Raw genomic sequence first — 20,953 nt, 5'->3', positions numbered from 1 at the left:
AAAGGATCTGAAAAACAATTTATAATATGACGACATAAAGAACGCATTCTATTTAAAGAAGGGTATTGGTAATGTACTTTGATATTCATGAGACAATTTTGCCTGAAATGCTTAATCGTCTTGCAGAAATTACAGTGAAAGTGGGGTTGAATTTACAAGAGGGGCAGGATCTTGTTTTAACTGCTCCAGTTTCAGCGTTACCTTTTGTTCGGCGTATTGCATATCATGCTTATAAGGTTGGTGCTGGTGTCATTACACCAATTTTTAGTGATGATATGTTATCGCTTACACGGTTTGAAAATGCCCATACAGCTAGTTTTGATTGTGCCCCTTCTTGGCTTTATGAGGGAATGGCAAAGGCTTTTGAAAATGGGGCAGCGCGTTTAGCGATTGTTGGTGATAATCCTTTGCTCCTTTCCAATCAGGATTTTGATAAGGTTTCACGTTTAAATAAAGCCACTTCAATAGCTTACCAGCCGGCACTCAAGCAAATATCAAATTTTGCTATGAATTGGTCGATTGTTGCTTATCCAACAGCAGGATGGGCTGAGGCAATGTTTCCTTCTTTACCACTTAATGAGGCGATTAAAAAATTAGCCGATGCAATTTTTTCTGCTTCACGTGTTACAGGAGAAGATCCGGTGCAGGCGTGGACTGTTCATAATGCACATTTGAAGAAACGGTCATCTTGGCTTAATGAGCAGCGTTTTTCTGCCTTACACTTTACAGGGCCAGGGACTGATTTAACTGTTGGTTTGGCAGATGATCATGAATGGCATGGTGGTGCATCCGTTGCTCAAAATGGTGTTATTTGCAATCCGAATATTCCGACAGAAGAAGTTTTCACGACTCCTCATGCTCATAAGGTTGAAGGTTTCGTTCGCTCAACAAAGCCCCTTTCCTATCAAGGAACTCTGATTGATAATATTGAAGTACGTTTTGAAGCCGGGCGTATTGTTGAGGCTCGTGCATCAACAGGCCAAGAAGTTTTACAGCAGGTTTTGCAAAGTGATGAGGGTGCAAGCCGGTTGGGCGAAGTTGCCCTTGTGCCCCATTCTTCACCAATTTCTAAGAGTGGCCTCCTTTTTTATAATACCTTATTTGATGAAAATGCTGCATGTCATATTGCTTTAGGGCAGTGTTATTCCAAATGCTTTTTAGATGGGGCATCATTGACGTCAGAAGAGATTGCAGCACGTGGTGGGAATAAAAGTGTCATTCATATTGACTGGATGATTGGTTCTGGTGAAATTGACATAGATGGCATTACCCAAGATGGTGTAAGAGTTCCTGTATTTCGTAAGGGTGAATGGGCTTAATTTTGTTACCATAAAACGCGGTCATTTGAGGTGGGGTGGGATGTAAGCTTTATTGATACGTTAAGTATTTTAGAGTGTGTGGTATATATTCAAGGCAGGGTTTGTCCATAAAGCCTTTAGTTAAATGATTCACATGAGTAGGAATCCAAGTAAAATCGACTCATCAAGAATTTGTTTAGTAGATGTAGAGGAAGTCTTCGTTTTTTGAGGGGGGAAGAAGTCAATTTATCAGTGATACGATTGGAAAGTGTATAATTATTAAAGAAGAGTAATGCCTGAGCTTCCTGAAGTAGAGACAGTTCGTCGTGGACTTGAGTCCGTTGTAACTGATGCAAAGATAGTATCTGTCAAACTTAATCGTAGAGATTTGCGCTTTCCTTTTCCTGAGGCTTTTTCTGAGCGCCTTATTGGCAGAACAATTATAGAACTTGGTCGGCGTGCGAAATATTTATTATTTCATCTTTCTCAGGATGAAACGATTTTAAGCCATTTAGGAATGTCTGGTTCATGGCGTATAGAGAATGATTTTTTAAGAAAAGCTTGTTCAGCGTCAAGTAAATTAGTTAAACATGATCATTTTGTCATGGATATTCAGACAAAGAATGGTGACGTTTATCGTCTTATTTATAATGATGTGCGTCGCTTTGGGTTTATGCTTTTAGTCGATACGGATAAGCTTTATGAACATCCACTTTTAAATAAGCTAGGTCTTGAACCTATAAGTAATTCGTTTTCTGGTCGTTATTTACAAAAGGCTTTTGTTAATAAAAAAATGTCTCTCAAGGGTGTTTTACTTGATCAGTCTATTGTTGCAGGTCTTGGGAATATTTATGTTTGTGAAGCACTTTGGCGGAGTCGTTTGTCTCCACAACGTGGTGCATTTACATTAGCATCAAAAACGGCACGTGCACGTGAATTTGCAGATTCTTTAGCACAAAATATACGCAATGTGATTTCTGAAGCCATTTTGTCTGGTGGCTCTTCTTTACGTGATTATATGCATATAGATGGTTCGCTTGGTTATTTTCAGCATGCTTTTTCAGTTTATGGACGAGAAGGCAAGCAATGTTTGGAATGTGGAGCGCCTATTATGCGCATTTTACAGGCTGGACGTTCAAGTTTTTACTGCTCACAATGTCAAAAATGAATAAGGTGTCTTGCAAAATCTTACAAGAGGCTTAAAGTCATCGCATCTATAATATAATTACACAAGGCTTGAAAGGTTTTTTTTATGCTGAATAAAGTACTAACACATCTTGATGGAAATATAGAGAAGAGCCTTGAACGCCTTTTTTCTCTTTTACGTTTTCAATCGATTTCTACAGACTCGGCTTACAAGGATGCATGTCGTAAAGCAGCTGATTGGTTAGTGGAGGATTTAAAAAGCATCGGTTTTGAGGCTTCACGCCGTGATACGCCGGGGCATCCAATGGTTGTTGGGCATCATCCTGGACCTTCAGATGATTGTTTGCATGTGCTGTTTTACGGACATTATGATGTTCAACCTGTTGATCCATTGAGTTTATGGGAGGATGATCCATTTACACCTTCTTTAAAAGAGAGAGATGGAGAGAAAGTTATTTGTGCTCGTGGAGCTTCAGATGACAAAGGTCAGTTGATGACTTTTATTGAAGCATGTCGTGCATTTAAGAAAGAAACAGGGCAGCTTCCTATTAAAGTTACTGTTTTATTTGAGGGAGAAGAAGAATGTGCTTCTCCTTCCCTTATTCCTTTTTTAAAAGCAAATACAGATGAACTTAAGGCAGATTATGCATTGGTTTGTGACACGTCAATGTGGGATGCGGATACACCATCTATTGCTCTTTCTCTTCGGGGAATTATGGCAGAAGAGATTATTATCACAGCAGCGAATCGTGATTTACATTCTGGTTATTTTGGAGGAGTAGCAGCTAATCCCATTCGTATTTTAACGAAAATCTTAGCAGGACTTCACGATGAAAATAATAGGGCAACACTTCCTGGTTTTTATGATGGCGTAGAAGAAACACCTCCACAGATTTTACAATCATGGAATGCACTTAATTGTACTGCTGAAAATTTTCTTGGTCCTATAGGACTTTCCGTTCCAGCTGGTGAAAAAGGGCGGAGCATTTTAGAGCTTGTATGGGCACGTCCTACCATGGAAATTAATGGTATTAGTGGCGGCTATGAAGGGGAGGGGATGAAAACAGTTATTGCTTCTCAAGCGAGTGCAAAAGTATCGTGTCGTTTGGTGCATAAGCAAGATCCAGAGAAAATACGCCAAGCGTTGCGTGATTATGTACGTAGCTCAATTCCTGCTGATTGTAAGGTTGAATTTAAGAATCACGGTTCTTCTCCGGCACTTCAGATTTCTGATGATTCATCTTTTATCAAGGAGGCGAAGGATGCCTTATCACAAGAGTGGGAAGTGCCCGCTGTCTTGACAGCCATGGGGGGCTCGATCCCAATTGTAGCAGATTTTCGGTCAATTCTTGGTATGGAAACTCTTTTGGTTGGTTTTGGATTGGCTGATGACCGTATTCATTCTCCTAATGAAAAGTATAATTTAAAATCGTTTCATAAGGGGCAGCGGTCTTGGGCGCGTATTCTTGCTGCTTTAGCAAGTAGGAGGGTAAATGGCTGAGATTCGCGTTCATCAAGGTGATTTACCAAACTTAGACAATTATAAAACTGATGCCATTGCGATTGATACCGAGACTTTAGGATTACAACCCTATCGTGATCGTTTATGCGTTGTTCAGCTTTCTTCTGGAGATGGTACTGCTGACGTTATTCAGATTGCTAAAGAACAAAAGAGTGCACCAAATTTGATAAAATTGCTTGAGGATAACGCAATAACCAAAATATTTCATTTTGGGCGTTTTGATCTTGCTATTTTAGCGCATACATTTGGTGTTATGCCAGAGGCTATTTTTTGTACAAAGATTGCTTCGAAACTCACGCGCACTTATACGGATCGTCATGGCTTGAAAGAAATTTGTAATGAATTGCTGAATGTGAATATTTCTAAACAGCAACAATCTTCGGATTGGGCGGCAGAAACGTTATCACAGGCACAAATTGAATATGCTGCGTCGGATGTGTTATATTTACATCGTTTAAAGGTTATATTTGAAGAACGTTTAAGACGTGAAGAGCGAGAAAATGTTGCCAAGGCATGCTTTCAATTTTTGCCTATGAGAGCTAGGCTTGATCTTTTAGGATGGGCGGAAGTTGATATTTTTGCGCATAGCTAACTTTAAAATTGGCTTTTAAATAGAGTTAATTATTGATGTGAGAGGACAAAATGCTTGTACATTATGGGCGTTTTATCCTCTCATCTTTTCTGATAAGAATTATAATAAATTCTTAAGTGCTATTTCATTTGAAGTTTAGGCAATAAAAATACTTTTGCGAATCCATATTTTTTATTTTTGTAACAGCTTTTATTTGAAACAAAGCAATTTTGAGGAGAGGCTGGAAACATACGGTAGGTTGGAAGACTTAAATCTCTGAAACCGGTATACAGCCTAATTGGGGGAGAATATGAATGTGTAAATGTAAAAACCAAATCTCATCTTTACCATCATTTTTAATTCTGCTTTACGACTTTCAAAAGTATTTAAAGCAATGTCTGTTAAATAATAGAGATTACGCATTGCCTCATGTTTTTAATGGATTTACGTTCTTCGTGTAAAACAGAACGCCCTAAACGGAATATATTTGTGTTGCTAATTCATGTGCTTTTTGTAAAGAAACCGACACCCAAGTTCATTTTACGGTGGCGCTCATAAAAGATATAACAATAAAGCTTCCAATACCAATATAAAATCTATTGAACACTACCATCTTTATGCTTATGGAGTAACAAGCCGCTACCATCCACACAACTGTACCAATTCCCAATGTTGTGTAAGTCCTTAGCACTTGAGACGGTTCATAAGAGGCATTTTTAGTCTTTTTTTAGTGTTTTTTATCCACACAGCTCTCTCAACTTGTAACGTGCAAACAAATGGTTTTGATTGATTCAACATGAAAAAGATTTGGAATGAGAGAATCTTATGGTATTTAGGATTCTCAGTCAATATGGATAACGCTATATTATCATTATAAATCAGTATATTATATGAAGTTCGTATAGTTTATTATTTTCAGACGATACTTCGTGCCTTTATTTATTACTCAATAAGTAATTTCTATGTTGGCAGAGCAGGGCAATTTTCTTTTATTTTAAAATTAAAATGCTCCAAAGCTTTATTTTTAAGGATTCTCACTTTTTATCTATAAACATGCTATTTTTTCTGGAAATTTGCAATGAAGGCACTAGATAAAATCCATTATGAATATTTGATGAGGTTAAATTTATGAACATAAAATATTTTATTACAGCTTTTGCTACTTTTGCTTCAATCTCTATGGCTCAAGGTGCAAGTTTTTTAGCGTCTCAAAACCTTATACAGAGAGCATCTTCGGCTGTTCCTCCAATAGGTTTTTTTACTGGTGAACAGCTTCGCAAGTTATTATCTGAAGTTTTTCAGATAGAACTTTCTTGCACAAATAACAGCGAAAGCATAACAGCAGCTAAGTTAGTACCTGTGTTACATTCTGGTAAAAAAAGAGATCATTATCCTAAAAGAAGACCAGGGAAAAAAGGACGGCCAAACCTATTTGCACGAGGTCCAATGAGTTTTTAAAAAGTGAAAAAACAACATCAAGAAGTATAATATATGCTTTGAAGTTGAAAAAGAGGGATATTTTTTCTGCCAAATTCATGATTTTTAAAGCAAGGGGTGGGTTGAAAACTTTCAGAAAGATTTCTCATTTTTTCAGCTTTAAGGAGATTTCTATATAAGTTTTAATGTTTATCATACCGGTTGTCTGTCTTTAGGTATTTTTTTCAATTTCGTCTTGTAAAGGAGTATGAAATGATAGCCTACAAATAAGGCTGAATCTCTGAAAAAGACTTTACTATAAGGTTGAGAGAAGAAAAAAATGGTAAATATGTCAAAAAGGAATAAATGCCTAAATAAAAACAAAGAGCAAGCGTGATGAAATTGCATGTAATCTTGTTGCAGTCCATAGGGTAGTGGAGATCTTGTTCATGTGCGCTACAAGCGTTCTTTACAATGATGAAAAAATAATCAAAGTGCTATTCACATTTGGTTATGCGAAGGATGAAGCTAAAAACGTTGTTTGTATGAATTTAAATGGAACAGTTAGATTTAGCTGCCCTCAATATTGTAACGGTCTTCACTATTACAATATTGAGAGTATTAATAGGAAGCATTTTAGCTTTTAAATAGTTTTATTTATTCACACACTTGCTTGTTTGTGAGGTGCAGAGGGATGGTTTTGGTTTCTTTAATATAAAAAGGCTTAAGATAAGAGCATCGTCAATATTGCAGACGAATTAATATAAAAGATATTTTTTCATTATAAATCAATATATTATATTTTTATGTCAATAGCACACGCTTTACACGGAGGGTACTGTGACGCAGTTTTTTTATCAAAATGATAAAGGAGAGAAAACGTGAGGAAAAGAGACCATTTGTGCATGGGCATAGTTTTATTCTCATTTATTACAGATCAAGCAATTAAGGGTACTTTGATTGGCTTTTTGTTTTTTTTATAAGTGTATCATTTTTGCTACAGATATCTGAAGATGGTGCTCTATATGAAACGGTGTGTTCAAATAAATATTCAGCTATGGAGAGAAAATATGAATATGAAATGGTTAATAACAGCTTCTGCTTTCGCTTTTGTTTCAGCTTCAGCAGCACAAGCAGCAGATGTTATTGTTCCCCCAAGACCAACACCTGTTGCTCCCGTTATTGTTGCTCCAACTTTTTCTTGGACAGGTTTTTATGTTGGGGGCCAGATTGGTGGTTTTTCGGGTAAAACGAAAATGGATATTCTCAGTAATGGAAACAAGATTCCAGCGCCTGATGACCTTTTGCCTAAACTATCTGGTTTCATGGGGGGGCTTTATGCAGGTTCCAACGTTGATCTTGGTAATGGCCTTATTCTAGGTGTTGATACAGATATCATGTGGTCTAATAAAGATGACACGAAGACAGGAAAAACATATGTCATTGCCCCAGAACACATCAATTATATTAACAAGGTATTAAAAGACGCTGCAATTAATATTGGTAAAGATGCGCTTAAACCTGGTGCTAAACGAACCCACAGTTTCACTTTTAAAGAAAAGTGGGCTGGTGCAACGCGCGTGCGTATTGGTTTTGCAGCTGAACGCATTATGCCTTATGTTGCTGGTGGTATCGCTTATACACAGCTTCAAGATAGTGCGTTGATTTCAATAACAGATAAAGATTCAGACAAAGTAATCGCTTCTGGTACTCTGTCTGATGAAACAAAGACCCTTGTTGGTTACACCCTTGGTGCTGGTGTTGATTTAGCAATGACCAATAATATTATTGTACGTGCGGAATATCGTTACTCAGATTTTGGTAAAAAGAAATTCTCAAATGATAAATATGAGACATCTTACAAAACCAATGATTTCCGAGTTGGTGTTGCTTACAAATTTTAATAGATGGTAAGTTAAATAACGAAGAGGCTCTGTCTTTGACCGAGCCTCTGTTATTCTTTGTTGCTATATTATCACACAATACATAATTTATTGTGGATGTGAAAAGATATTATTCAGATTTTCTTAAAAAAATTCATAGACAACAAACAAAAATTACATTTAAAAATCAATAAGTTATTTATATATAATCTTTAGGTTTCTCGTACAAAATCAAGCTATGAAGCGATTTTGTCTGGGATGTGCCCTCCATTTTCTGTGACTGTATCATTTTTACTACAGCTTTTCTTTCTGTAATCTTGTAGCACTGTGCTCATAAATAAATTAGGAGCAAAGTTTATGAATATAAAATCTTTAGTAACAACTTCTGTTATCGCTATAGCAGCAGCTTCTGCAGCACAAGCTGCTGATGTTATCATCCCTCGTGAAACAGCCCCAGCAGTCATCACAGCAGCCCCTGCCTATTCTTGGACAGGTTTTTATCTTGGTGCTCAGATTGGTGGTCGTTCAATGAAATCTGACAAAGGTTCTAGCACTTTAGGTTGGCACGATCTTAAGCTTTCCGGTATGCTCGGTGGCCTATACACAGGTTACAATGTTGATCTCGGCAATGGTGTGATCTTCGGCTTGGATACAGATGTCTCTTTTATTGGTAAAAAAGACACAATTGATGGTATAACAATGCTTGTTGGACAGCCAACTGGTAAAAGTCTTGAGGAAATTAATAAACTCCTCAATGATGCTAAGATCAAAAAGAACGATGGTCTAGAAGTTGCAGGCGGGGATGAATACATCGAAAGTATTACTATGAAAGAAAAGTGGTCTGGTGCTACACGCGTTCGTATAGGTTTTGCTACTGATCGTATCATGCCTTATATCGCTGGTGGTGTTGCTTATACGCAGATGCAGGGCATTTCCGCACTTGAAGTGAAAAAAGATGCTAATGCTGGTAAGGATGCTAATAAGGTTATTGCTTCTGGTAACGTATATGATGAAACAAAGACCCTCGTTGGTTTCACCCTTGGTGCTGGTGTTGACTTCGCAATGACAGACAATGTTCTGTTGCGTGCAGAATACCGTTACTCAGACTACGGTAAAAAGAAATATTTTAAAGACACAGCTGAACTTCAATACAGAGTCAATGATTTCCGCGTTGGCGTTGCTTACAAATTCTAATTTCGTAAAAAACGAAATAAACTTCCAAGAGGCTCTGTCTTTGACAGAGCCTCTATTATTTTCTGTTGTTATATTATTACTCACTCCATATTTATTGGAGATATAAAAATATTTTCATAAACGACAGACAAGAATTACATTCAAAATCGATAAGTTAACTTACGAATTCTCGTACGGAGTGAAGTTAATAGCGTTGTAAAGTCATGCAGCGATTTTGTTTTGAGCGCATCCTCCATTTTCTATGACTGTATTATTTTTTACGACAGCTTTTCTTTATGTAATCTTGTAGCATTATCCTCTAAATAAATGAGGCGCAAAGTTTACGAATACAAAATCTTTAGTAACAACTTTTGTTATCGCTATGACTACAGCTTCTGTGGCACAAGCTGCTGATATTGTCATTCCTCGTAAAACAGCTCCAACAGTTATCATAGCTCTTTCGTTTTCTTAGACAGGTTTTTATCTTGGTAGTTAAGTTGGCAACTTTTCAAGTCAAAGTTTATGTATTTGATTTTGAGACAAAAGAAAAAACTTCAGATAAAGATGCACTACCTATGCCTTCCGGTTTCATAAGTGGTATTTATTTAGGTTCCAACGTAGATCTTGGAAATGTCCTCATTCTAGGTGTTGAAACTGATACAGTCTGGGCAGACTGAGGAGAGACGAAGACGGTCTCAAAGATTCTTACGATTGATGATTTTAATGATGAATTTGAAGATGCTGGTGTTACATTGGATGAAAATGAAAAGTTTCAAAAGGGTTACACAGCAGTTTATCGCATTGGTTTCAAAGAAAAAAGGTTTGGTGCAACACGGGTTCGTGTTGGTTTTTCCGTCGCTGATCGTATTATGCCTTATGTTGCCGATAGTATTGCTTATGCGTAAATACAGGGTGTTGGTAAAATTTCAGGAACAAAAAAATCGGCAAATGATAACCCAAGTAAAGCATTTTCTGCTACGGTATTTGATAAAACAAAAACGATGGTGGATTTCACTCTTGGTGGTGATATAGATTTCGCGATGACAAATTATATTCTGCTTCGTACGGAATACCGTTACTCAGACTTTGGTAAGAAGGAATTTAAAAAGGATTACCTTAAACTAGGCTACAGAAGCAATGACTTTCATGTAGATGTCGCTTACAAGTTCTAATTTCATCAAAAGTACAATTATGAATAAAAAGTATTAATAAAAAATTAAATTTTTAAGAGATCTTGACTTTGATCAAACCACTGGTTTTCTGGGTGTTTATTTGTATGGTTGTGACATTTTTACTACAGCTTTTCTATCTATAATCTTGTAAGGTCATTTTATAGTTAATTTAGGAGCAAAATTATGAATACAAAATCTTTAATAGCAACTTCTATTGCCGCTTTAATTTCAGTTTCTGCAGCACAAGCTGCTGACGTGGTGATCCCTCATGAAGTTGCACCAGCAGTTATTGCAGCAGCCCCTTCGTTTTCTTGGACAGGTTTTTATCTTGGTGGTCAAGTTGGCAACTTTTCGAGTAAAACTAAAGTAACTATTCCAGGAGCAGACAAAGAACTTTTCAAAAAAGATAACACACCTAGTCCTTCTGGTTTCATGGGTGGCATTTATGCCGGATCTAACGTAGACCTCGGAAATGGTCTCGTTCTCGGTGTTGAAACCGATGCAGTTTGGGCAGACCGTGAAGAATCAAAAAAAGCCCGTGAATTGACCCTTACTGAAAAAGATGCAGCAAATTTTAATGATGCCCTTGAAAAAGCTAAGGTTGAATTAAAAGGTCAGCAACGGTTTGAAAACGGTGACAAGGTAACAGAAACGCACAGTTACAAAGAAAAATGGTCTGGTGCGACACGTGTCCGTATCGGTTTTGCTGCTGTTGACCGTATTATGCCTTATGTTGCTGGTGGTATTGCCTATGCGCAGGTGCAGGGCATTCAATCCGTTGCAGGAAAAGGAGAGAGAGCTAAAGTTGAGCAGAAAGCTGGCGGGGATGGAAAAGTGCCAGAGGCAGGGGCTAAGCAAGCCATAGATTTGACTGGTGGTACTTGGGCTGATGACACGAAGACAATGGTTGGTTTCACTATTGGTGGTGGAGTTGACTTTGCAATGACCGACAACGTTCTTTTACGTGCTGAATACCGTTACTCCGATTTTGGTAAAAAGAAATTCGCCAACGATACACGTGAATTCAACTACAAAACCAATGACTTCCGTGTAGGTGTCGCTTACAAATTCTAATTTCGTAAAAATGAAATTATCAGCACAAAAAATACTAAGGCCTCGTTTAACGGGGCCTTTATTTTATTATCTCTCTATTTTATTCCTCTTAATTTCTTCATTTTTAATGGGATCATACTCCTCATGCAAAACAGAACGCCCTAAACGGAATATACTTGTTGTTGTGTATTCACACATTTTTTTTAAATAAATATTTTTCAAAGTACATCAATCTCACTTATGTCTTTGGAAAAGATTTGAATATTTTAGGCTCTGATGTTCAAACAAAGGATAAACTTCTCTTGCAAGCTGAGAGGAATGTTTCGATTGATGCCACACGCAACAGTACCAATAGTCATCGCGGGGATCAAACCTTTCATGTCGCCGTGCACAATGGCTCTCATTTAAGTTCTGGAAAAGAGACCACTGTTCTATCGGGTGGCGATATCCATATGGCTGCTTCCGATATAGATGCCAAGGGTAATGTTGCTCTTGGCGCCCAAGGGGAGGTAACAATAGGGGTGAGAAACGATGAGATGGAATATCATCTTCGCACCAAAAACACGAAAGTGGACATGCAAGCCTCTCATGCCGTTGGCTCTTCGATAAAATCGGGAGGTGACACCACTGTCATTGCAGGGCAGGATGGCAAATCGCATGATCTTAGCATCACAGGTAGTTCCATTGCGGCTGATGGCAAGGTGGGGCTGAAAGCCAGCAACGATGTCCTGATCAATAATGCAGAGGATAGCTTACAGTATGAGATGTCGTACCATAAAGACGGTGGAGCATTTAGTAGCAGCAAATCTGAGCATAACAAGATGGATGTGCGCCAAGTTGTGGGGTCGAGCATAACAGGGGGTGAAGGCATTGCCATTGACTCAGGAAATAACACGGAAGTTGTCGCCTCGACGCTCATAGCCGGTAAGGCAGAGGAAACGTCAGGAGAGAAAGCACTAGGAGATCAGAAAAAAGCGGATATTACCATTCACTCTGGGGGAAAGATTACTATCAAAGGCGCCCAAGAACACTTGGATCAGCAAGCACAATCGTCATCAAGTGGCTTTTTGCATGAGGAATCGTCCGATACATCTCAATCGCATACCACAACGGTCTCCTCTATCCTTGGGGCGACGGGAAACATCGTGTTAGACGCACAAGGAGAAGCCAAGATTTCTGCTTCTCATCTTCTTTCCGGTCAAGATATCAATGTGAGCGGAGAAAATGTGACGATTGATGGCATGACAGATCACCATAAAAGCCATTCAGAGACCCATGAAACAGGTTTTGGTGTGGGATCAGGTAAGGGCTTTGTGTCGATATACGGGAGTGAGGGAAAGACAGAAAATGAAGAGAGTTTTGAGCATCAAGGTTCTTCTCTCAATGCGGATGGTACGATCACCATCACTGCCAAGAAAAAAGATGTGAAAATTGTTGGCTCTGATCTTGTAGGGGAAAATGTTAATCTTACCGCAGCGCATGATGTGAATGTGCTTGTTGGTCATAATAGCCATAAGTCAAACTCTGTAGAAGAACGGGAAGGCTTTGGGTTTCAGTTTGAAAAGAGCAACAGCGGTGCTTCTGTAGGTGTTGGAATTGCAAGCGCCAAAGATACGGGCGATCAATGGGAAACCACTTCCACACAATCACACATCACGGCACGCCAAGATGTGCAGATTACTGCTGACAATGATGTGAATTTACAAGCAGCCATTGTTTCGGCGGATCGTGATGTCAACATGGATGCCGGCAATAATATCACCCTATCAGAAAGCTATGATACCTCTAACGCAAAAGAAAAGCATGAAAAGTCTTTTGCTGGTGTGACAGGCTCTGTCAATGTGGGCATTCTTGGTGCTGTACAAGATGTAAGGGATGCAGTCAAACGTTTTGGTCATGGGGATACAAAACACAAAATCGGCAATGGTCTTATTGCTGGTCTAAAAGGCTATGATCTCTATAGCAAAGGCAAAGGTCTTTATAATGAGATGAAGGGTGGAAACCTTAAACAGTCTATTCGTGATATTGCTGATGTTTCTGCTAGCGTAACCGTGGGCTTTAAGACAGAGAAGGCAGAAGCCTCTGTTCAGACTTCTACCGCGGTAACAGGTACAATAGAAGCAGGACGCGCTGTTAATATGCAAGCCCACAAAGGCAGCATCCATGGTGTTGGAGCCGATATTATCGCTGGTACAAACCCGATGCAAAGCAATGATGAACAGAGCGGGAATATCACCATGGGAGCAGGTAAAGATATCATCTTTGAAAGTGCGCAAAATACGCAAAGCACAGAAAACCACACGCAAAGCGCTTCGATGAATGTTGGGTATAGTTATGGTACCGGTGGTACAGGGTGGATGGGGAATGCTTCTTTTGGTAAAGGCAAGGGTTCCAGTGAGGAGGTTCACCAGAAGAACAGCCATATTATTGGCACCGGCACAGTTCACACAACGAGTGGTGCAAACACCACATTGGCAGGCGCCGTGGTTTCTGGAGAGCGTGTAGAAATGGAAGTAGGGGGTGATTTTGCCATTACCAGCCGCAGTGATACGGGACACAGTTCCAGCAAGCAAAACTCTGTTTCCATTGGTTATAATAGCCGAGAAAAGGATGGTACAGCCACAACCAATATTTCCTTGAACAAGGATAAATCCTCTAGTGATTATCATAGTGTTGTGGAACAATCAGGCATCAAAGCGGGTGATGGTGGTTTTAAGATCAACGTTAAAGATAAAACAACGCTGACCGGAGGTATTATTGAAAGCACCGCGCCGGCAGAAAAAAACAGCCTGACCACAGGAAGCATTAGTACCAGTGATATCAGCAACAGTGCGCATGCGCAAGCCAGCAGTTAAGGTTTAAGCATTTCTGCGGGTGGTCCGATGTATCAGGGCAAATATGGTGTCGGGAAAAACATTGCTAAAAATGTCTTAGATCATTCAAAAGCTAAAGATTCAGAGGAAGGATATACCAAATCCGCTATCAGCAATGGCACTATCGTCATTACTGATGAAGCAGGGCAGAAGGCGTTGACAGGACAAGACGTGGAACAAGCCATAGCCTCCCTTAATCGGGATACTGCTAGCGCCCATAAGGGTGTACAACAGCTCGATGTAGGCAAGCTGGAACAAATCGTCCATGAAAACCGTGAAATGGTAACGCAACTCTTAGAAGAGGGGTTTAAATACAGCGATGATTCCTATAAAACCATGTTTATCAAAGAGCACCCCATTGCCGTGGTCGACCGTGATGAAAATGGCAATACAATCTATGAAATAGATGCAAATGGGGTACCTATAAGAGATGCTCGTGGACAAAATATTCCTAAGTTTCATTATTTAACGGATGAAGAAAAGCAACATTTGCAAGAAGGTGCTGATGGCAAGGTGCATGTGTCCCTCAATGGCATTTTTACACCACCCTATGAGGCGGCTGTTTATGCAGAGCAACATGCGGAGAATAAAAATGTACCGCTTTATTTTGTTGTGTTCCCTCAAGCCGATTCTGCTATCTCAGAACTTCTGGTCGCGGGCTATCAGAAGTTTATGGAAAATAACTTTTGGGGTTTGACCAATTCCACACAAGAAGCAAAAGATATAATGTCTCGCTATGGTAACACAGGATTGCATTTTGATGCCCATAGTCGTGGCAGTTTGACAGGCTTTAATATGATGAATTCTTTCAAACAAGAAGGTGTAAATGATGTAGCTGGCAATACAACGATCAGTTTCTATGGACCAGCGGCTAATGTTTTGGCGGCATCCGGTCTGTTAGGTTATGTGAGTGGTGGCAAACAAACCACTATTGGTTTTGATGGGAATAGATATGACTTTGTAAGCAGAATTATTGGCGGCAATGGCTATACCTACGAGACAATACCTGCTGGTAGTAACATGTGGAAAGAATGGTGGAGAGTGATCATGAATCCCATAAGCTCCCATACTTGTCTTGGAGATGCGAGTCCACAATGTAGATATGATTATGGTTTATCTCATCGTGAACAATTTCCTTTAAGTAAATCACGGAGTAAAAAATGAAACAAACTCTAAAATTATTAAGCACTGTAACTTTGTTAATTATAACTGGATGTAATATCGATAAACCTCCTCTAGGAGAGGTGGCAGCGTGGAAGAAATCAGGAGCAGATTTTACAGAGGTAGGAAAAGCCTTGTTAGAATGTGGAATGCCAACACCTTATTATACCGATCCAGAAAGCAGAAAGCTTAGTATCAATGCATGGGCAACAATTCATGCGTGTATGGTTCAATCAGGATTCCATTATGAAAATGAACATGAGGGTGGATGGTGTTATACTTTTAAAGCCGAAAACCTTCCCATTTGTCGTCCAGGCGCTGTGATCCCGAGGCCCAGTGTCAAGAAGCGCTTAAACAGCCCTTTTTGTAAAAAATATAAAAACGCACCTGAATGCAAACCTTAAGTCTTGCTAGTGATGATCAACAATCCGCCATCCTTGCCTTCGCTTGGAATGGCGCGATTGTTTCCTCACGCACATTATTTAACGGATGAAGAAAAGAAGCATTTGCAAGAAGGTGCTGATGGCAAGGTGCATGTGTCCTTTAATGGCATCTTTACTCCACCAGAGGAAGCCGCTGTTTATGCAGAGCAACATGCGAAGGATAAAAATAATCCGCTTTATTTTGTTGTGTTCCCAGAAGCCGATTCTGCTATCTCAGAACTTCTGGTAGCAGGCTACCAGAAGTTTATGGAAAATAACTTTTGGGGTTTGACCAATTCCACACAAGAAGCGAAAGATTTGGTGTATAGCCATGGTATTACAGGGTTAGAACTTTATGGACATAGTCGCGGGACAATGACATTGGGGAATATGCTGAATTCTTTCAAACAAGAAGGTGTGCACGGGATAGCCGACAACACGAATATCAATTTCTATGGACCAGCCTTTAATGCTTTAGTTGCATCCGGTCTGTTAGGTTATGTGAGTGATGGCAAACAAACCACTATTGGCGGCAATTGCTATACCTACGGGACACTCCCTGCTGGCAGTAACGTTTGGACAGAATGGTTGAGAGTGGCTACAAATCCCATAAGCTCCCATACCTGTCTTGGAGATGCGGGGCGTATGTGCAACATGCTTTACGGCACATCTCATCGTGAACAAGTTCCTTCAAGTAAATCATGGAGTAAAAAATGAAACAAATCTTAAAATTATTAAGTGCGATAACTCTATTGAGTATAGCTGGGTGCCAGTTTAATAAAACTCCCATATCTTCTATAGGGGCTTGGGAGAAGCCAGGAGCAGATTTTACTGAAATAGGAAAAGCATTATTAGAATGTGGTATGCCAACCCCTTATGATAAGGATCCAGAAAGTAGAAAGCTCAGTAATAATGCAAATGCAACCATTGATGCTTGCATGCTCCAAGCGGGATTTCGCTATAAATATGATGTGGGGGGAGGCTGGTGTGGAAATCATAAAGCTGAAAACTTGCCCATTTGTCGTCCAGGCGCTGTTGTTCCACAGCGCAGTGTCAAGAAGCGCTTAAACAGCCCTTTTTGTAAAAAATATAAAAACGCACCTGAATGCAAACCTTAAGTGTTTCTATTGGTGATGATCAACAATCTGCCATCCTTGCCTTTGCTTGGAACGGCGGGATTGTTTTCTCAACCAATCATCTCAATATTGTTCACCGTTGTTTTAAGCAGCGGTGATAGGAAATATCAACAGGCTTATGAGCTTTTTTATTGTCAATAAATCCATTGAAAGAGGGGAATAATGAAGAAAATCTTAAAACTATTGAGTTGCATAGCTCTCTTAAATACAGCTGGATGTGTTAACCAACCTCCTCCATCAACTTTAGCATTATGGGAAAAACCAGGTGTCGATAAAGCGATGATCCAACAATCCTTATCAAAATGTGGCTGGAAACCGGTTTATGCTTCTTCTAGTGATATGAATTCGTATGCGAGTGAATTTGCCTCAGTTTATGAGTGCATGAAAAAAGCAGGTTTCCGATATAAACTGCAAGATTCAAAAGGGATCTATTTTACACAACCTCCCAAAAGTGGCTCATTCCTAAGCAATTTAATGATAGCAGGATATCAGCAATTTATGGACAATGACACCTTTGGTGTGACCAACAAAACGAAACAGGAACGGGCTTTACTAACGCATTTTGAGGATGAAAGAAAACGTCAGCAAAAGCAAAAAGCTTTACAAAAGCGATCACCAAAGCGTCCTCCCCATCGTTAAAAGGTCGTTGGATAAAATCACGAATGAAGTAGGGGATCAAAGCCGTCTCCTTCTTTATTCAAGCGGGTGGCACTTTAAATAAGGCAGCATTCATGGTGTTGGCGCTGATATTATCGCTGGTACCAATCCAATCTATGTGCTGGAAAATGATGCACAGAGCGGAAAGATCACCATGGAAGCAGGTAAAGATATCATCTTTGAAAGTGCACAAAACACGCAAAGCACACAAAACAGCAGTGAAAGTGCTTCAATGAGTGTTGGCACCGGTTATGGCACGGGTGGCGCAGGGGCAACGGGCAGTGCTGCTTTTAGTCAAGGGGAAGGTTCCAGTGAGGAAGTTCAACACAAAAACAGCCATATTATAGGCACCGGCACTGTTCATACCACGAGTGGGGCAAACACCACATTGGCAGGCGCCGTGGTTTCTGGAGAGCGTGTAGAAATGGAAGTAGGGGGTGATTTTGCCATTACCAGCCGCAGTGATACGGGACAAACTTCCAGTAAGCAAAACTCTGTTTCTGTTGGGTTTGGTGCTGGACAAACGGGTGGTGGGGGGGCCATGAGCGCCTCTTTCCAAAAGGATCAATCCTCTAGTGATTATCATAGTGTTGTGGAGCAATCAGGCATCAAAGCGGGTGATGGCGGCTTTAATATCATTGTTAAAGACAAAACAACGCTGACCGGAGGTATTATTGAAAGCACAGCCTCGGCGGACAAAAACAGCCTGACCACAGGAAGCATTAGCACCAGTGATATCAGCAACAGTGCCCATGCTAAAGCCAGCAGCCATGGGTTTAGCATTTCTGGGAACGACACGATAAAAAACATTGCCAAGAATGTTTTAAATCACGGCAAAGCCAAGGATGCAGCAGAAGGAGAAACCAAATCTGCTATCAGTGATGGGACTATCATCCTTACTGATATAACTGGACAGAGGGCGATGGGGCAAGATGCTGGACAAATCATTGGTGCACTCAACCGCAACACCGCTACAGCCCACCAGGCAGTAGGACAGCTAGATGTCGCACCGCTTGAGGATATATTGCGTAATCGTTTAGGTATGAGAAATAAATGGGTAGATGAATGGTTTGATATATGGGATGGGGTTCGTAAAATGGCATTTTATGTTGACCATCCAGTGGGTGAGGTTGCGCATGATGAAAATGGCAATGTCCTCTATTTAACCGATGAAAATGGAAAACCTATAAAAGGCAGTGATGGAAAATATATCACTCTGTATCACTTTTTAAAGCCAGAGGAAGAAAAGCATTTACAAAAAGGCCCTAATGGTGCTGTTTATATGTTCTACAATGGCATTTTTAATTCACCAGATGATGCTGCGGGTAATGCTGTCCAATTGGCTGTTAATAAAAATGGTCCCCTTTATTTTACATACTTTCCCCAAGCTGATGATGTGCTGGTAGAATTAGGGGTAGCATATTATCAAAAGTTTTGGGAGGGTAGCACTTGGGGATTGAGTAATTCGACCAAGAAGTTCCAAGATTTTATCTATCGTTATGGCAATGACAATGCTATTGTTAGTGGGCATAGCCGGGGTACCTTAACAATACGCAATGGAGCAAATGACTTGCAAGAACATGGTATCCACAGTGTAGCCAAGAAAACAGACTTCTATCTTGTTGGAGCGGCTGCTCACATGCAATCGATGGCCAATACAGTAGATTATCTAAGCGATGGCGAAAAAAATTATATCTACATACAAGGTCATATGTTAGACCCCATTAGTACAGTGATTGGTTACAATTGGCCTACGGCTTATAAGGCACCTTTAAATCTAGATTTTTCACTTTTGGAGAAAGGTATAAAAAATCCTTTTTATATGATGATATTTGCAGCAAACAGTTTATTTACTATAGCAACTAATCCTCTCAGAGAGATGGGGAGAGCGGTCTTGGGCCTTAACCCGAGCCCCCATAATTGTTATGCTGATGCGAGTGATGCGTGTAGATGGAATTACGGTTCATTTAGTTTTAACAAACTTTATTCAACGAGAACAGGGAACAAAAAATGAAAATGTTGTTTAATTTATTAAGCCTGCTCATTTTGTTAACGGTTACTGGATGTGACATTGAAAACATTGACAAACCTGCTCCAGGATACGTGAGTATGTGGGAGAAGTCAGGTGCGGATTCTACTGAGGTAGGAAAAGCCTTATTAGAATGTGGAATGCCGAGTCTTATCGATCCTGATTCAGAAAATAGAAAGCAGAGCATCAATGCAAAAGCAACAACTTATACATGTATGATTCAAGCAGGATTCCGTTATAAAGGGGGAGGGAAGCCGTGTTATACTTTTAAAGAGGAAAACCTCCCCATTTGTCAGGCTGGTGCTGTCATCCCGAAGAGAAGTGTCGAAAAGCGCTTAAACAGCCCGTTTTGTAAAAAATATAAAAATGCGGATGAATGCCAACCTTAAGTTTTGCTGTTTGTGATGGTCAACAATCCCTCATCCTTGCTTTGCTTGAAATGACGGGATTGTTTCCTCAACTAACCATTTCAATATTGTTCACCGTTGTTTTAATGAAGCGGTGACAGGAAATATCAACAGGCTTATGAGCTTTTTTATTGTAAATAAATCCATTGAAAGAGGGGAAGAATGAAGAAAATCTTAAAACTGTTGAGTTGTATAGCTCTGTTAAGTATCACTGGATGTGTTAACTCAATTCCCTCACTTTCTCCAGCATTATGGAGAAATAAAATACTTTTAGAATGTGGAGTACCGGACCTTAATAAGGTTGTGGCGCTAGATTTGAATCAATTTGCCAGTATTGAAATGTGTATGGCGCAATCAGGTTTTCGTCCTAGCTTTACAATACAAGAATGGTGTGAAAACCATAAATCGGACAATCTTCCCATATGTCGTCCTGGTGCTGTCATGCCTCAGCGAAGTGTTGAGAGACGCTTAAATAGCCCTTATTGTAAAAAGCATTCAGAACAACTTGAATGCCAGCCTTAAGTCTTGCTTCAGCAGAGAAAGCCTTGAATTTACACCAAATAAAGCTCCAGGTTGATGAGTTTGAGAAAGCCTTGTCCGTTCTTACGTGACAAGGCTTTCTTTTTATGCCGCGTCATTATAACGTTGCTGTTTTGCTTGCTCAATGACATTGATAAGATCTGATTGTAACCAACGCGATAAAAAACCAAATTTTAAAGGTTTTGGCAAAGAGCCATTGGTTACATGACGGCGGAAAGTTGAGACACTCATATGAAGCAATTTTGCACTTTCACGGTCTGTTAAAAGAATATCATTTTCTGTCATTCTAAAATCCTTTCACTATAAAAACAAATCATAATCATTTATTAACCACATTTTGGTTCATTTAGAAAGATGTTTTATTTATAGAAAACAATATTTTATTATACAATTTTTTATGTGATAATTTATGACTCTTATTGAGAAAGAATGAGAGAGAAGAGAGAGAAAGTTATCCACAGATAATGGGGTTATTCACCCCATATCTTAAGATT

The 20,953-nt window shown here is 39.6% G+C and carries 17 protein-coding genes and 4 pseudogenes; 19 read left to right on the top strand and 2 right to left on the bottom strand.

Features of this window, described 5'->3' with window-relative positions; genetic code table 11:
• Positions 1–71: 71 nt before the first annotated feature.
• From ACFINX_RS02775 to ACFINX_RS02760, 4 genes are all read left to right on the top strand, one after another.
• Positions 72–1,319, top strand: coding sequence for an aminopeptidase (locus tag ACFINX_RS02775; protein WP_375613327.1), 1,248 nt, complete (start codon positions 72–74; stop codon positions 1,317–1,319).
• A 271-nt stretch (positions 1,320–1,590) separates the two neighbouring features.
• Positions 1,591–2,466 (top strand): bifunctional DNA-formamidopyrimidine glycosylase/DNA-(apurinic or apyrimidinic site) lyase, encoded by an 876-nt coding sequence (mutM, locus tag ACFINX_RS02770; protein ID WP_375613328.1) that lies wholly within the window; start codon positions 1,591–1,593, stop codon positions 2,464–2,466.
• A gap of 84 nt (positions 2,467–2,550) precedes the next feature.
• Complete coding sequence (locus ACFINX_RS02765) at positions 2,551–3,945, top strand: M20/M25/M40 family metallo-hydrolase (protein ID WP_375611787.1); 1,395 nt, start codon at positions 2,551–2,553, stop codon at positions 3,943–3,945.
• Complete coding sequence (locus tag ACFINX_RS02760) at positions 3,938–4,558, top strand: ribonuclease D (protein ID WP_375632307.1); 621 nt, start codon at positions 3,938–3,940, stop codon at positions 4,556–4,558. The genes ACFINX_RS02765 and ACFINX_RS02760 overlap by 8 nt, the downstream gene beginning before the upstream one ends.
• Before the next feature lie 250 nt (positions 4,559–4,808).
• On the opposite strand, the pseudogene ACFINX_RS02755 reads toward ACFINX_RS02760, so the two are convergent.
• Positions 4,809–5,251, bottom strand: a pseudogene (locus tag ACFINX_RS02755) (integrase); the annotation flags it as partial.
• Positions 5,252–5,665: 414 nt separating this feature from the next.
• On the opposite strand from ACFINX_RS02755, the gene ACFINX_RS02750 reads away from it, so the two are divergent.
• The 15 genes and pseudogenes from ACFINX_RS02750 to ACFINX_RS02680 all read left to right on the top strand — a co-directional run bounded on the left by ACFINX_RS02750 (position 5,666) and on the right by ACFINX_RS02680 (position 20,441).
• The gene (locus ACFINX_RS02750) at positions 5,666–5,995 is read left to right on the top strand and encodes a hypothetical protein (protein WP_375611785.1); all 330 of its coding nucleotides are present in this window, start codon (positions 5,666–5,668) and stop codon (positions 5,993–5,995) included.
• A 1,028-nt stretch (positions 5,996–7,023) separates the two neighbouring features.
• Entirely contained in the window at positions 7,024–7,857 is an 834-nt protein-coding gene (locus ACFINX_RS02745) for an outer membrane protein (RefSeq protein ID WP_375621215.1), read from the top strand.
• A 336-nt stretch (positions 7,858–8,193) separates the two neighbouring features.
• Complete coding sequence (locus ACFINX_RS02740; RefSeq protein WP_375668307.1) at positions 8,194–9,030, top strand: outer membrane protein; 837 nt, start codon at positions 8,194–8,196, stop codon at positions 9,028–9,030.
• A 361-nt stretch (positions 9,031–9,391) separates the two neighbouring features.
• A pseudogene (locus tag ACFINX_RS02735) lies at positions 9,392–10,181 on the top strand (outer membrane protein).
• Between the two features lie 183 nt (positions 10,182–10,364).
• Positions 10,365–11,255 carry an outer membrane protein gene (locus ACFINX_RS02730; RefSeq protein ID WP_375668306.1) on the top strand — a complete coding sequence of 297 codons (891 nt, stop codon included), beginning with the start codon at positions 10,365–10,367 and terminating at the stop codon, positions 11,253–11,255.
• A gap of 215 nt (positions 11,256–11,470) precedes the next feature.
• Positions 11,471–15,271, top strand: a pseudogene (locus ACFINX_RS02725) (hemagglutinin repeat-containing protein); the annotation flags it as partial.
• Positions 15,268–15,672 (top strand): hypothetical protein, encoded by a 405-nt coding sequence (locus ACFINX_RS02720; RefSeq protein ID WP_375668305.1) that lies wholly within the window; start codon positions 15,268–15,270, stop codon positions 15,670–15,672. The pseudogene ACFINX_RS02725 and the gene ACFINX_RS02720, both read left to right, overlap by 4 nt.
• Positions 15,673–15,684: 12 nt before the next feature.
• On the top strand, positions 15,685–16,407 hold the full coding sequence (locus tag ACFINX_RS02715) for a filamentous hemagglutinin (protein ID WP_375668329.1): 723 nt from the start codon (positions 15,685–15,687) through the stop codon (positions 16,405–16,407).
• Positions 16,404–16,808, top strand: coding sequence for a hypothetical protein (locus ACFINX_RS02710; protein WP_375668304.1), 405 nt, complete (start codon positions 16,404–16,406; stop codon positions 16,806–16,808). The genes ACFINX_RS02715 and ACFINX_RS02710 overlap by 4 nt, the downstream gene beginning before the upstream one ends.
• The gene (locus ACFINX_RS02705) at positions 16,796–16,924 is read left to right on the top strand and encodes a hypothetical protein (RefSeq protein ID WP_375611068.1); all 129 of its coding nucleotides are present in this window, start codon (positions 16,796–16,798) and stop codon (positions 16,922–16,924) included. The genes ACFINX_RS02710 and ACFINX_RS02705 overlap by 13 nt, the downstream gene beginning before the upstream one ends.
• A gap of 64 nt (positions 16,925–16,988) precedes the next feature.
• A complete protein-coding gene (locus tag ACFINX_RS02700) occupies positions 16,989–17,465 on the top strand; it encodes a hypothetical protein (protein WP_375616816.1) in 477 nt (158 codons plus the stop codon).
• An 82-nt stretch (positions 17,466–17,547) separates the two neighbouring features.
• A pseudogene (locus tag ACFINX_RS02695) lies at positions 17,548–19,497 on the top strand (hemagglutinin repeat-containing protein); the annotation flags it as partial.
• Entirely contained in the window at positions 19,494–19,901 is a 408-nt protein-coding gene (locus ACFINX_RS02690; protein ID WP_375630478.1) for a hypothetical protein, read from the top strand. The pseudogene ACFINX_RS02695 and the gene ACFINX_RS02690, both read left to right, overlap by 4 nt.
• Positions 19,889–20,017, top strand: coding sequence for a hypothetical protein (locus ACFINX_RS02685; RefSeq protein WP_375630479.1), 129 nt, complete (start codon positions 19,889–19,891; stop codon positions 20,015–20,017). Before ACFINX_RS02690 ends, ACFINX_RS02685 begins: the two co-directional genes overlap by 13 nt.
• Before the next feature lie 64 nt (positions 20,018–20,081).
• Positions 20,082–20,441, top strand: a complete 360-nt coding sequence (locus ACFINX_RS02680; protein ID WP_015856194.1) for a hypothetical protein — start codon at positions 20,082–20,084, stop codon at positions 20,439–20,441.
• Positions 20,442–20,543: 102 nt separating this feature from the next.
• Here the strand turns inward: ACFINX_RS02680 and ACFINX_RS02675 are convergent, their stop codons facing one another.
• Positions 20,544–20,744, bottom strand: coding sequence for an AlpA family transcriptional regulator (locus ACFINX_RS02675; protein WP_004860538.1), 201 nt, complete (start codon positions 20,742–20,744; stop codon positions 20,544–20,546).
• Positions 20,745–20,953 lie beyond the last annotated feature (209 nt).

Origin of the sequence: Bartonella sp. AP36NXGY, from assembly GCF_042195865.1 — a bacterium.
Taxonomy (GTDB): domain Bacteria; phylum Pseudomonadota; class Alphaproteobacteria; order Rhizobiales; family Rhizobiaceae; genus Bartonella.
This window is presented reverse-complemented; position numbering and strand designations above follow the sequence as displayed.